This window comes from Enterococcus sp. AZ089, from assembly GCF_050547225.1.
Taxonomy (GTDB): Bacteria; Bacillota; Bacilli; order Lactobacillales; family Enterococcaceae; genus Enterococcus_D; species Enterococcus_D entomosocium.
This window is the reverse complement of sequence record NZ_CP172954.1, coordinates 1,234,816-1,247,796: the sequence shown is the minus strand read 5'-3', so window position 1 is coordinate 1,247,796 and position 12,981 is coordinate 1,234,816. Positions and strand designations below refer to the sequence as shown.

Here is a 12,981-nt window from a genome sequence, read left to right as displayed (position 1 = left end):
TCCAATTCTTGAAATTCATCTTTTACATTATAACAATAATCAGATTTCTTGCCTATGAAAACCAAGAAAAGATTTCCATATTAAGAAAAAACAAAAAAACAGCTGTCATATTCAAGTACATGAGATAGTTTCGCCCATAAAAAAAGAGCCGCTGAAGCGACTCTTCGTCATTCCTTTTAAACTTCAAGTAATTCTTGTTCTTTTTCAGCTGCGATGGCATCGATTTCTTTGATGCTGTTATCTGTAGCAGTCTGCACTTCTTTTTCAGATTCCCGCAAATCATCTTCTGTGATGTCGCCAGCTTTTTCTTGTTTCTTGTAAGCTTCCATGGCATCCCGACGAATGTTACGGACGGCGATTTTCGCATTTTCAGCTTCTTTTTTCACGTCTTTTGCTAATTCTTTACGGCGTTCTTCCGTTAATTGAGGAATCACCAAACGAATCACTGTTCCGTCATTGGCAGGCGTGATACCAATATCACTTTGCATGATGGCTTTTTCAACTTCTTGGATCATTGTTTTGTCAAAAGGTGTGATCATCAAAATTCTTGCTTCTGGAATCGTAATTGAAGCCATTTGGTTCAAGGGTGTTGGTACACCATAGTAAGTAACCATTACGCGGTCTAAGATGCTCGCGTTCGCGCGGCCAGCACGGATTTGTCCTAGTTCCCGCTGCAAGTTTTCTGCTGCTTTTTTCATTTTGTCTTTTGCTTCTGTTAAAATTTTGTCAGCCATGTTATTTCCCCCTTACTGTCGTTCCAATATGTTCACCTAAAATGGCGCGGCGAATGTTTCCATGCTCATTCAAGTTGAATACGACTAATGGAATATCGTTGTCCATACTTAATGAACTTGCGGTTGAATCCATTACTTGCAATCCTTTGGAAATGACTTCTAAATGAGTCAATTCTTCAAATTTCACAGCACTTTGATCCGTTTTAGGATCTGCTGAGTAGACGCCATCAACATTGTTTTTTGCCATCAAAATGACATCGGCGTTGATTTCAGCTGCCCGTAAGGCTGCGGTCGTATCAGTTGAGAAATAAGGATTCCCGGTTCCGCCAGCAAAAATGACGACCCGTCCTTTTTCTAAGTGGCGTTCTGCTCTACGACGAATATAAGGCTCAGCGATTTGACGCATCTCGATTGAAGTTTGGACACGCGTTGGTACACCAGCGTTTTCTAGTGTATCTTGTAATGCTAAAGCATTCATCACAGTCGCTAGCATGCCCATGTAATCAGCTTGGGCTCTTTCCATCCCCATTTGCGCACCGATTTGTCCACGCCAAATGTTTCCGCCGCCGACCACGATCGCCATCTGTACACCTAATTCGTGGACTTCCTTGATCTCTTTAACGATCTCCTGGATGGTCGGTGGTTTGATCCCAAAGCCTTCGTCACCCGCTAATGCTTCACCACTTAATTTTAATACAACACGTTGATATTTTGGTTTGCCCATCATGATTCCTCCGTACATTCTCCAATACTATTGTAGCATATTGGTGCTCTTTCGTTGAAAATTATCTACACTATTTCTTCAAAAACCGTTTTTGCTTAAAAAAAGGGAGCGCACTTCCATGCGTTCCCATCTGTTCGAGGAACAGAATTATTTTTTCACTTGGCTCATTACTTCTTCAACGAAGTTGTCTTCGCGTTTTTCGATACCTTCGCCGACTTCAAAGCGGACAAAAGATTTCACAGTTGCGCCTTTTGATGCAACATATTTTTCAACTGTCATATCTGGGTCTTTAACGAATGGTTGGTCAACCAAAGCGATTTCTGCTTTAAATTTCTTCAAGCGTCCTTCAACCATTTTTTCAACGATGTTCGCTGGTTTGCCTTCGTTCAATGCTTGTTCTGTCAAGACTTGTTTTTCATGATCCAATTCTTCTTGAGAGATTTGTGCTTCGTTCACGTAGCGAGGGTTGATCGCTGCAACGTGCATTGCAACATCTTTCGCAACTGATTCGTCAGTTGTTCCTTCAAGAACAGTCAACACCGCAATACGTCCGCCCATGTGTAGGTAACCGCCGAAAGCAGCATTGTCATCTTTTTCAACAACTTCAAAACGACGGAAGCTGATTTTTTCTCCGATTACTTGTGTTGCTTCGATCAACGCAGCATCCATTGTGCCTTTAGAGGTTTCTAATTTTAAAGCAGCATCCATATCAGCTGGTTTGTTTGCTGCGATTACTTCAGCGATTTCTTTTACTAAGTCTTGGAACATTTCGTTTTTAGAAACGAAGTCAGTTTCTGAGTTCACTTCAACGATTGCTGCTGTGTTGCCGTTGATTGCTACAGATGCTAAACCTTCAGCAGCAATACGGTCGTTTTTCTTCGCAGCTTTTGCCATACCTTTTTCACGTAATAAGTCAACGGCTTTTTCGATGTCGCCTTCTACTTCAACTAATGCACGTTTTGCGTCCATCATTCCTACACCAGTCATATCGCGTAATTCTTTTACTAATTTAGCTGTTACTTCTGCCATTTTTTGTTTCCTCCTAAATGTTTTTAAACAAGATTGCTTGTCTTTAAAAAAAGCTGTTTCAAAGGAGAGTGAGGCTTGGCGCCTAGCCTTTGAAACAGCTCCATCATTTATTATTCAGCTGATGCGTTGTCGCCTTCGACAACATCAACGATTTCTTCGATTGAAGTTGCGTTTTCTGTTGATTCAGCAGCAAAATCTTCTTCTGCTACTTGGTCTTCGCCTTGGTTACCTTCGATGAAAGCATCTGCCATTTTCGCAGTGATCAATTTAACGGCACGAATAGCGTCATCATTTGATGGGATAACAACATCGATTTCGTCTGGATCACAGTTTGTATCGACCATCGCTACGATCGGGATATTTAATTTGCGTGCTTCTTGAATCGCGATACGTTCTTTACGTGGGTCAACAACGTACATTACATCTGGAATTCTTGGCATATCAGCAATACCGCCTAAGAATTTTTCAAGACGTTCGCGCTCTTTGTTCAAGCCAACGACTTCTTTTTTAGGAAGAACAGCAAATGTACCATCTTCTTCCATTTTGTTGATTTGTTTCAAACGAGCAACACGTTTTTGGATTGTTTCCCAGTTTGTCAATGTTCCACCTAACCAACGATGGTTAACATAGTATTGACCTGAACGGATTGCTTCTTCTTTGATTGCTTCTTGTGCTTGTTTTTTAGTACCTACGAACAATGCAACGCCGCCTTCTTCAGCAACATTTTTCATGTAGTCGTAAGCTGCGTCTACTAATTTCACTGTTTTTTGCAAATCAATGATGTAGATGCCGTTTCTTTCTGTGAAGATATATTTCTTCATTTTTGGGTTCCAGCGACGAGTTTGGTGACCAAAGTGTACGCCGGCTTCTAGTAATTGTTTCATTGAGATTACTGCCATGTTGTGTTTCCTCCAATTTGGTTTTTTGTTTTCCTCTCTTGCTCTTTTACTCCTTGAAGAACTGAATCGATCAGCACCGCTTCGCAGATGGAACAAGATGTGGGATTGACGTGAAAAACTCACGCCTTAAACAGTATACAGTAGCTAAAAAAGAAATGCAACTGATTCAAATGAAAAACTACGATTCGTGGTCCCGCTTTTTTTTAACGTTCTAATTCTTTTCTTATTATATCTAGGTTTTTTCGGCTTTATCTGCTATGATAAGGCTGACTTAATCAATCATGCTTAAAGGAGTTTACCTATGCGAAAAGCTGATCGCCATTTACTTATTAGACAAATCATTACTGAACATACTGTACGCACGCAAGAAGAATTATTGCAGCAATTGGAAGTCCAAGGCGTCTCCGCCACGCAAGCGACTATTTCTCGCGATATTCGTGATTTGAAAATCGTGAAAGTGCCCGATGAGTCAGGTCAGACAAAGTTTGTCATTTTTCAAGGAATGCAAGCTTCTGAGGATGAAAAAGAAGAAGAGCAGCGTTTGATACAGATGATCGAAGACGTTGTCACTAAAGTAGATCGTGTGCAATTCATGACCTTGATCCATACCGTTGCGGACAATGCGCCTTTGCTTTCGGCAGCGATCGATGAAGTGACCATGCCAGAAAAAGTTTGCTCGTTGGCGGGCTTTGATACAGTAGCGGTGATTTCCCGCAGCGACGAAGACGCTGAAACTTTTTATCAATTTATCAGAAACCACGCGGTCTTATAGCGCAAAAACAGCTATAGGATCTAGCTGCATTCTTCACTACAAAAAAGCTGTGCCCTTGTCGAAACAAGAAGCACAGCTTTTTTTGTTACATTTTGTCGGGTGCGTGTAAACCAAGCAACCGTAAATCTTCTTTCAATAGAGTAGTTACTGCATAAACAAGAGCTAGACGTGCGTCTTTTTCCGTATCTTCGGCTAAGATTTTGACATTGGCATAATACTTGTTAAAGGCTTGTGCCAACTTGATGGCATGTTTGGCAATGACGGATGGTTCATATTTTTCCGCCGCTTGCATGACCGTTTCTGGGTAGCGCTGAATCAATTTGATAACTTCCCAGCTCTCAGCGTCTGCCAACGCCAGACTGCTGACAGCAGCGGGATCAAAGTTGGCTTTTTCAAGAATGCTCATGGCACGGGCATGAGAGTATTGCACGTATGGTCCGGTCTCTCCTTCAAAACGGACGACTTCTTCTAGCGTAAAGTCGAAATTATTCAAACGGTCATTTTTCAAATCGTGGAAAACGACTGCCCCGACACCGACTTGTTTTGCTACTTCTTCTTTGTTTTCAAGTGTTGGGTTCTTTTCAGTGATTTGTTCTTTCGCTGAATCGATCGCTTCATTCAATACTTCTTCCAAAAGAACAATCTTGCCTTTTCTTGTAGACAGTTTTTTCCCATCTTTGGTGATCAACCCAAATGGTACGTGGGTCATATCATCTGCCCACTCAAAGCCCATTTCCTTCAAAACAGCTTTTAATTGTTTGAAGTGATAACTTTGTTCATTCCCTACCACGTACAATGATTTTGCAAAATTGTAGGTCCGTTTGCGGTAAAGCGCTGCAGCCATATCCCGTGTGATGTAAAGGGTCGCACCATCGGACTTACGGATCAACGCCGGATTTAAGTCATAGGCAGCCAAATCAACGATTTCTGCCCCTTGGTCTTCTTTTAGCAAGTGTTTTTCTTCTAATAATTCCACGACTTCTGTCATTTTATCATTATAGAAAGCTTCGCCATTCAATGAATCAAAGGAAACTTCCAACATATCATAGATTTTATTGAATTCTTTTAATGATTCATCACGGAACCATTGCCACAAATCCATTGCTTCTTGGTCACCATCTTCTAGTTTCTTGAACCAAGCTCTCGCATCATCTTCTAATTGCTTATCTGTCTCGGCTGCTTCATGAAAATCAACATACAAACGTAATAGTTCGTTGATTGGTTCCGCTTTGACCGCTTCTTCTGACCCCCACTTCTTATAGGCAACGATCAATTTCCCAAATTGTGTGCCCCAGTCGCCTAAATGGTTGATGCGAATTGGCTGATAACCGATTTTTTCTAAAATAAAGCCGATCGAGTTACCAATCACAGTGGAACGCAAATGCCCCATTGAGATGGGTTTGGCAATATTTGGTGAAGACATATCGATCGGTACTGCTTGCTGATTGCCGATGGTTTGATCGCCAAAATGATTTTTTTCTTTGAGAACCAGCTCTAAGACATGGGCAGAGATTGCTTTTTTATCCATAAAGAAGTTTAAATACGGACCGACCACTTCAATTTTTTCAAAAGACGCTTGATCGATTTTTTCTGCTAAGTCTGCGGCAATTTGCTGCGGCGCTTTCCGATAGACTTTTGCTAGCGAGAAGGCTGGGAATGCCACATCCCCATGGTCGGCTGACTTTGGATTTTCCAGTAATTGCTGAACTTGTTCGATCGATAGATCTTCTTTTACTACTTGATGGATCGCTTGTGCGACGATTTCTTTGTTATTCATAGTATCCCTCCTATAATGACTGAACCCATTTTTTGATGAAACGTTGTTTGAAGCAAGCAAACAGTTGTATGTTTTTCATGCAAGAAATGATTGATAAAAACAAAAAAGCCTCTAGCGCATAACTTGCACTAGAGACGAGATTTCCCGCGGTACCACTCTGATTGTCCTATTCGGACCCACTTTTTTCTGATAACGGCAGAATTCCGTTTGCTTAGCAAATTCTCACAAGTGCGTTTCACAATCTGATCAATTCGGCTTCCACCACCCCGAACTCGCTAACTGATACTCGAATCGCTACTTCTCTTGTTTCATCAAATCAAGGCTATTTACTTCCCAGAAAGTATAGCAAAGAAATGTTTGTTTGGCTAGCGAGATTCTGGCATTTTTCAAAAATTTTATTTTTATACTTTAGGAATAAATAGATCCCCGGCAGTCACTGCCATGATCGCTTTGATTGAGTGCAAACGATTTTCGGCTTGATCAAATTGACGAGCATACTTGCTACGAAAGACCTCGTCAGTGACTTCCATCTCAGAAATCCCATACGCCTGCGCTGCTTTTTTGCCATAAATAGTTTGTTCATCATGAAAAGCCGGTAAACAGTGCATAAAAATCACTTGGTCATTTTGCGTTTTTTCCATCAACGATTGGTTTACTTGATAAGGCAGCAGCTGTTCGATCCGCTCTTGAAATTTTTCTTCTTCGCCCATTGAAACCCAAACATCGGTATACACGACATCAGCGCCTAAAACACCTTGATCCACGTCATCCGTCACCAGGATCTTTGCGCCAGAGTGCTGAGCATAGGCTTGTGCTTGTTCGATAATGTTTGCTTCTGGCTGCAAGGCCTTCGGGGTGACGACATGAATATTGACCCCTAAAATCGCACTCGTCACTAACAAAGAATTGGCGACATTGTTGCGCCCATCCCCACAGTATGCGATCGTCAAGCCAGTCAGCTCACCAAAGTTTTCTTGAATAGTCAAAAAATCAGCGATCATTTGTGTTGGATGCCAGTCATCCGTTAAGCCATTCCAAACAGGCACGCCTGAATAGTTGGCCAGATCTTCGACGACCTGTTGGCTAAAGCCGCGAAACTCGATCCCGTCAAACATGCGTCCGAATACTTTGGCGGTATCTTCAACGGATTCTTTAGACCCCAACTGAATATCATTGGCCCCTAAAAATTCCGGATGCGCCCCCAAATCCACCGCTGCAACCGTAAAGGCCGCTCGCGTCCGTGTTGAATTCTTTTCAAACAAAAGTGCAATATTTTTTCCTTCTAAGTAGCGATGTGGTTGATTGTTGGCTTTCATCCCTTTTAAGTGCTGGGAAAAATCAATTAAATATTGCAGTTCTTCTTTTGTGAAATCTTTCTCTGCTAAAAAACTGCGTCCTTTAAAAACTGATGTCATTGCATACCCGCCTCTCAAATAATTAATAAATATACATCAGAATATCAAATAATGAAATATAATACAACTATATCTTCTGTTTGCTCATAAATGAAGCAAAAAAAAACACCTAAGAACGGATCTTAGGTGCAATCATCTTAAGAAATCCTATGGGCAAAGCTGACACTTGGATCAGCATTCAATGAAAGGTCTGCTAGGTGCTGCTTTTTCAACGCAACATGGGCATAGGCACCAATCATGGCCGCATTATCTCCGCAAAGGCGCAACGGTGGAATCAACAGTTCTACCTCCGGCAATTCCTGCATTGCTTTTTGTAAAGCGTCACGCAAGCCTTGATTCGCGGCGACCCCGCCAGCGACGATCAGTTGTTTTACCGGATAGGCTTGGCATGCCCGCACTGTTTTGTGAACCAATACTTCGACTACGCTGGCTTGAAAACTGGCTGCTAGATTTTCTACTGACAATGCTTCCTCTCTTTGCTGTGCATTATGCACAAAGTTGATAAAGGAACTCTTCAAGCCACTGAAACTAAAATCAAAATTATCTTCTTGCATCATTGCTCGAGGAAAGTGATACGTATCACTACCTAGATGTGCAAGGCGATCAATTTCTTTCCCACTAGGATAAGGCAAACCGAGAACTCGACCAACTTTGTCATAGGCTTCACCAGCGGCATCATCTCTCGTTTCTCCGATGATCTCAAAAGAGCCATCTTCTGCCATATACACCAATTCGGTGTGGCCGCCGCTGACCAATAATGCCATTAAAGGAAAAACCAATGGCTTCACTAGGCGAGCTGCATAAATATGTCCTGCCATGTGATTGACCGGAATCAGCGGTAAGCTGTGGGCCCACGCAAAGGCTTTCGCTGCAGAGAGCCCAATCAACAGTGCCCCAACCAACCCTGGACCATAGGTGACAGCAACAGCTGACAACTCTTCTGGTTGTGTGTTGGCTTGGGTCAATGCTTCGTCGATGCACAAAGTAATCTGTTCGACATGGTGACGACTAGCGACTTCTGGTACGACACCGCCGAAGCGCTGGTGGCTCTTGATCTGCGAAGCAACAATGTTACTTAAAATGGTGTCGCCGTTTTTAATCACTGCCACACTGGTTTCATCACAACTGCTTTCAATGGCTAAAATCAATTCATTCATTTGATTTTTTTCCGCCTACTTTCTTTTCCATAATCAACGCATCCTCTTCAGGATGACTGTAATATTTTTTTCTACGACCGATGACCGTATAGCCCATGCGCAAATAAAGGGCCTGTGCTTGTAAATTCGACACACGTACTTCAAGATAGATCCGCCGACCATCGGTTTGTTCCACGAGCGATTCCATTTGTTTCAACAATTCTTTCGCCAAACCATGCCCTTGATATGCTGGTAAAACCGCTACATTAAACAGCTCTGCTTCATCCAGCACTTGCTGAAAACAGAGAAACCCAATCAGCTCTTGGTTGGTTTTTCCATAACGAAACAAATAGCGACTGTTGCTGTTTTGCAAATCTTGCTGAAATTGCTGCAGATTCCAAGGCGAGCCAAAGGGATAGCTCTGATCCGCCAATGACCAGAGCATTTGCGGTGTCGGGATCGTTTGATCTGCTTGTTCGTTAATCATTTAAAAATTTCACCATATCCAATGCGTCTTCATTGCCTTCAGTGTAATACGCCGTTTTGATCGCCTGTGAAACAAACCCGAGGGTCCGATACAAACGTTGCGCATCACGATTGCCCAGGCGAACTTCTAATGTCAAACGGTCGCATTTGTTTTTCCTTGCATAACGTTCCATCTCTCCTATCAAGAAAGAACCGATCCCTTTTCCTTGATAATCAGGAATGATCGCGATATTGGTGATATGGGCATCACCGCCTAAAATCCGCACCCCGATAAACCCAATCATCCGTTCATTATGCAAGATGCCCAAATAAAGATGTTTGACCCGTGAATAAAGTTCTGACAAAAAGGCGCTCTTGGTCCAAGGCAGTTCCCCAGCATACACGAGACGTTCCACCTGCAGCAGCTCTTTAATGTCATCACCGACTAATTCACGAACAACATACGTTTCCCCTCGTATCTCTTTTTTACGCTCTGGATATTGAATCTGACGGAAAAGAGCCAACTTTCCCGTCATCGTTTTAAATTTTTTCAACATAGGCATCCACTCCCGGTTCATGCGAGGCTAACCATTTTTCTTCGGCTTCAACTAATTTTAAATAGTCCGGTACAAAATCATGGATCGAAGCCACCGGCGCTTCTTCTTTCGCAATAGCAGCTAAAACAACGCCATTCGGGTAATTCCAAAACGACACTTGATTGATATGGGCTGTCGGCAGTTCCGCCTCGATCATGTCTTTAAATTTGACGGTATCGGCGCCGACAAATAGCACTTCTTGACCATCAACTGCTTTTAGCTGGGTCAATAACTCAGACAGTGAGATATGCTGGTCTTTGATCCTTGTTTCTAAGGTCCCATTATGCCATTGGTAGGCACCTGCGTAGACATTTTGACGGCGAGCGTCAAACAACGGGACGATCACTTGCGATACGCCCACGCAATTGGCAGCGACTGCTTTCAAACTAGAAACACCAATCAGCGGGATGTTCAATGTTTGTGCCAGCGTTTTTGCTGTTGTGACACCGATGCGCAAACCCGTATACGAACCAGGACCTTTCGCAACAACGATTTGCTCCAGCTCTTTAGGGGCCATCCCCACTGCTTGCATCAATCCATCGATGGCAGGCATCAATGCTGTGCTGTGGTTTTTGATCGCCATCGTCTGGCTTTGTCCCAACACTTCTTGACCATCGACCACCGCAACCGCCAGTGTCTGGTTTGAGGTATCAATCGCTAATGTTTTCATCTATCTTCTCCCCATTCAAAAAACTCTCTCATATTCTACCATATTCTAATCAAATGCCCAACCAAGTCTCCAAAAAGATGCCTGTGTTAAGAAAAAAAGCAATAGGACAACAATACCCGAACCTTTGAAAAAAGCAAGCGCGGTTGCAGCTGCAAACCAGCGGGGCTGTTTAAAGGTTCGGGTAAGGCGATATTCATTTTTTTGTTATTTCATTAAAACTCAGTTGACGTGTGTAACGGTATCCTCCGATGATTCAACTGGTTGCTAAGAAGATTGGCGCGTAATCAGCTCCGTTGCGATCGTAACTTTTCGAGGAACGGGTGCTGCATTCGTAATGATATCCAGCAAGGTCGTCACTGCCAGCTCCCCCAGCCATTCCGTATGAACTTTGATGGTTGACAGAGTCGGAAAGACGTACTTTGCGACACTGACATCATTGAAGCCGATAATTGCGATCTCATCTGGAATCTTGATGTTTTTTTCTTGCAAAGCACGCATAGCGCCAATCGCTAAGGCATCACTGGAAGAAAATAAGGCACTTGGCAACTCTTTGTTTTGCTGCAAATACTCTTTCATCGCCTCATAACCGCCCTCTACTGTAAACGGTGCGTTGAGATGATATTGCGGGTGGTGCAACTTCAACCGACGAAGCCGTTCCTCAAAAATCCGGCGCCGAGGGTCTTCGATTTCTTGGTGATGGTCCTTGGTAAACTCAACGCCTGATAACAAGCCGATCCTTTGGTGGCCTTTTGCAATAAAGTCATCGATCACTAAATCGACCGCTTGTTGAAAGTCCACCACCAGAGAATTGACGCCCTGGGCCAATGCATCAAAATCGACCATCAACAAATTGGATTGGCTTTTTTTCAATTGACGAATCTGGTGATCATCGAATTTCCCTAGCGCGATCGTTCCATCGACGGCGGTATCAGTCAATCCTTCATAGGGTTCTTTCAGCAAACGGATCCCTAATTCTTCGGTTTTGTTTTCAATCCCGATACGGATCGCTAAATAGTAAAGATCCGCTAATTCTTCCTCGGTATCAAACCATTGGATCAAGCGCATACTACTGGTTTCTGGCTGACTCTTTTTTTTATGTTTTGTGTAATTGAGTGCTTCTGCGGCTTTAAAAATTTTCTCTTTGGTTTCAGAACTGACCGATAATTCTGAATCGTAATTCAGCACCCGTGATACAGTGGCTGGCGAGACGCCAGCCTGTTGTGCAATATCTTTAATCGTTGCCATCTTCCAGCCTCCTTTTTTTGCGGGGAACTTTTTTATAAAGTAGCTATAAAGCGAGCAAAGGCCGCTTGCCCTGTCTGGTCTCGTTTAAAGACGCCTGCATGCGTCAATACTTGTGTAAAGACTTCTCCTAATGCATTGCGCAAAATCTGCGACACGTTTTCGGCATTGCATTCTGGGTGCTGGGCTTTGATCGCATCTGCCCACGGTATATGGTAAGCCGCGATCTGATTGGGCTGATCCAATAGATAAGCAGTCACTTCTTCTAGTTCCGGAGCTAAACGCGGTGGGAGAACTGCCAAACCCATGACTTCAATCAATCCGATATTTTCTTTTTTGATATGCTGCACTTCTTGATGTGGATGAAAAATGCCGTCAGGATGTTCTTTGGAAACATTATTATCCCGCAAGACTAAGTCCATTTCAAACAGCTCTCCTTGCTTGCGGGCGATCGGTGTCACTGTATGATGAGCCGTCCCATCTTCTGAAAAAGCAAGGATCGAAACACTTGGATCTGAGTACTGTTGCCATTGGGCTAACACATATTGGCAAGCGGCGGCTAATTTTTGTTTGTTTTTCGCTTGTAATCGTATCACCGACATTGGCCACTTCACGATCCCCGCAGCTACATCAGGAAACCCAGTCAAAGAAAAGTGTTGTTCGATTGGCGCTTTTGCCATGGCAAACGTATGCCGCCCTCCTTGGTAATGGTCATGGGACAAGATCGAACCCCCAACGATCGGCAGATCGGCATTGGACCCGACAAAATAATGCGGCATCACTTCAATGATCTGCAACAAGCGAGCGAAGGTTTGCAAATTGATTTTCATAGGCCGATGGTCTAAAGAAAGAAAAATCGAATGCTCATTGTAATAGGCGTAAGGAGAATATTGGAAGCCCCACGCTTCATTATCCAAATTCATACGAATGATCCGATGATTGGTCCGCGCTGGGTAATTGACCCTTCCTTGGTAGCCTTCATTTTCCAAACACAACATACATTTCGGATAATCTACAGAAGCAGCGGTACCTTCTTGGGCAATTTGCTTCGGATCTTTTTCAGGTTTTGATAAATTGATCGTGATCTCGATCTCCCCATATTCGGTATCAACTGGGAACACGATATTCTTTGCGATGGCCCGAGTCTTGATGTAATCATTTTGACGGCACAGCTCAAAGAAATAATCCGTCGCTTCTTTAGGATCATTGGCATAATGCTGCGCAAAAAAAGCATTGACTACTGAAGGCGGTGGCGTCAAAAAGTCCATCAACTGTGCTTCAAAGATTTCTCTTTCTGCGTGAGAATCGCCAATTTGCTGATTGCTCAATGCACATGCCACCAGTTCGTCCATCAATTCAATCGAGGAACGATCAACAGAACGAATTTCGCTGGGCTCAAAAACAGCTTCCCCGATCATAGCTAGTACTCGGTTTTGCAAATAAATACGATCCATTTCCATCCAGCCGCCAGCCTTGATTGCTAAAGTGACGAAATCGCTGATTGTTTGGCTGATCGTCATTG

At 43.2% G+C, this 12,981-nt stretch carries 13 protein-coding genes and 1 other annotated feature; of the genes, 1 reads left to right on the top strand and 12 read right to left on the bottom strand.

Annotated features, from left to right (window positions below):
- Nucleotides 1-176 precede the first annotated feature (176 nt).
- The 4 genes from frr to rpsB form a co-directional block, all read right to left on the bottom strand.
- Nucleotides 177-734, bottom strand: a complete 558-nt coding sequence (gene frr / locus IGJ01_RS05905) for a ribosome recycling factor (RefSeq protein ID WP_005229434.1) — start codon at nucleotides 732-734, stop codon at nucleotides 177-179.
- Nucleotide 735: 1 nt separating this feature from the next.
- On the bottom strand, nucleotides 736-1,458 hold the full coding sequence (pyrH, locus tag IGJ01_RS05900) for a UMP kinase (protein ID WP_005229433.1): 723 nt from the start codon (nucleotides 1,456-1,458) through the stop codon (nucleotides 736-738).
- Nucleotides 1,459-1,605: 147 nt separating this feature from the next.
- On the bottom strand, nucleotides 1,606-2,487 hold the full coding sequence (tsf, locus tag IGJ01_RS05895) for a translation elongation factor Ts (protein WP_005229432.1): 882 nt from the start codon (nucleotides 2,485-2,487) through the stop codon (nucleotides 1,606-1,608).
- 110 nt (nucleotides 2,488-2,597) lie between these two features.
- Nucleotides 2,598-3,386, bottom strand: coding sequence for a 30S ribosomal protein S2 (gene rpsB / locus IGJ01_RS05890; RefSeq protein ID WP_005229426.1), 789 nt, complete (start codon nucleotides 3,384-3,386; stop codon nucleotides 2,598-2,600).
- A gap of 301 nt (nucleotides 3,387-3,687) precedes the next feature.
- On the opposite strand from rpsB, the gene IGJ01_RS05885 reads away from it, so the two are divergent.
- A complete protein-coding gene (locus IGJ01_RS05885; RefSeq protein WP_005236999.1) occupies nucleotides 3,688-4,158 on the top strand; it encodes an arginine repressor in 471 nt (156 codons plus the stop codon).
- An 85-nt stretch (nucleotides 4,159-4,243) separates the two neighbouring features.
- Here IGJ01_RS05885 and argS read toward each other — a convergent pair whose 3' ends face one another.
- The 8 genes from argS to galT all read right to left on the bottom strand — a co-directional run bounded on the left by argS (nucleotide 4,244) and on the right by galT (nucleotide 12,979).
- Nucleotides 4,244-5,935, bottom strand: a complete 1,692-nt coding sequence (gene argS, locus IGJ01_RS05880) for an arginine--tRNA ligase (protein WP_005237000.1) — start codon at nucleotides 5,933-5,935, stop codon at nucleotides 4,244-4,246.
- 127 nt (nucleotides 5,936-6,062) lie between these two features.
- Nucleotides 6,063-6,256 (bottom strand) — a binding site (T-box leader).
- An 80-nt stretch (nucleotides 6,257-6,336) separates the two neighbouring features.
- Nucleotides 6,337-7,350 (bottom strand): ornithine carbamoyltransferase, encoded by a 1,014-nt coding sequence (gene argF / locus IGJ01_RS05875; protein WP_005237003.1) that lies wholly within the window; start codon nucleotides 7,348-7,350, stop codon nucleotides 6,337-6,339.
- A gap of 137 nt (nucleotides 7,351-7,487) precedes the next feature.
- Nucleotides 7,488-8,507, bottom strand: a complete 1,020-nt coding sequence (gene tsaD / locus IGJ01_RS05870; protein ID WP_016621244.1) for a tRNA (adenosine(37)-N6)-threonylcarbamoyltransferase complex transferase subunit TsaD — start codon at nucleotides 8,505-8,507, stop codon at nucleotides 7,488-7,490.
- The gene (gene rimI / locus IGJ01_RS05865) at nucleotides 8,500-8,973 is read right to left on the bottom strand and encodes a ribosomal protein S18-alanine N-acetyltransferase (protein WP_005237006.1); all 474 of its coding nucleotides are present in this window, start codon (nucleotides 8,971-8,973) and stop codon (nucleotides 8,500-8,502) included. Before rimI (IGJ01_RS05865) ends, tsaD begins: the two co-directional genes overlap by 8 nt.
- Nucleotides 8,966-9,508: a ribosomal protein S18-alanine N-acetyltransferase gene (gene rimI, locus IGJ01_RS05860; RefSeq protein WP_016621242.1), complete on the bottom strand. Its 543-nt coding sequence runs from the start codon at nucleotides 9,506-9,508 to the stop codon at nucleotides 8,966-8,968. The genes rimI (IGJ01_RS05865) and rimI (IGJ01_RS05860) overlap by 8 nt, the downstream gene beginning before the upstream one ends.
- Nucleotides 9,492-10,217 (bottom strand): tRNA (adenosine(37)-N6)-threonylcarbamoyltransferase complex dimerization subunit type 1 TsaB, encoded by a 726-nt coding sequence (gene tsaB / locus IGJ01_RS05855; protein ID WP_005237009.1) that lies wholly within the window; start codon nucleotides 10,215-10,217, stop codon nucleotides 9,492-9,494. Before tsaB ends, rimI (IGJ01_RS05860) begins: the two co-directional genes overlap by 17 nt.
- Nucleotides 10,218-10,481: 264 nt before the next feature.
- A complete protein-coding gene (locus IGJ01_RS05850; protein ID WP_430601515.1) occupies nucleotides 10,482-11,462 on the bottom strand; it encodes a LacI family DNA-binding transcriptional regulator in 981 nt (326 codons plus the stop codon).
- A 32-nt stretch (nucleotides 11,463-11,494) separates the two neighbouring features.
- Entirely contained in the window at nucleotides 11,495-12,979 is a 1,485-nt protein-coding gene (gene galT, locus IGJ01_RS05845; protein ID WP_016621239.1) for a UDP-glucose--hexose-1-phosphate uridylyltransferase, read from the bottom strand.
- Between the last annotated feature and the right edge of the window lie 2 nt (nucleotides 12,980-12,981).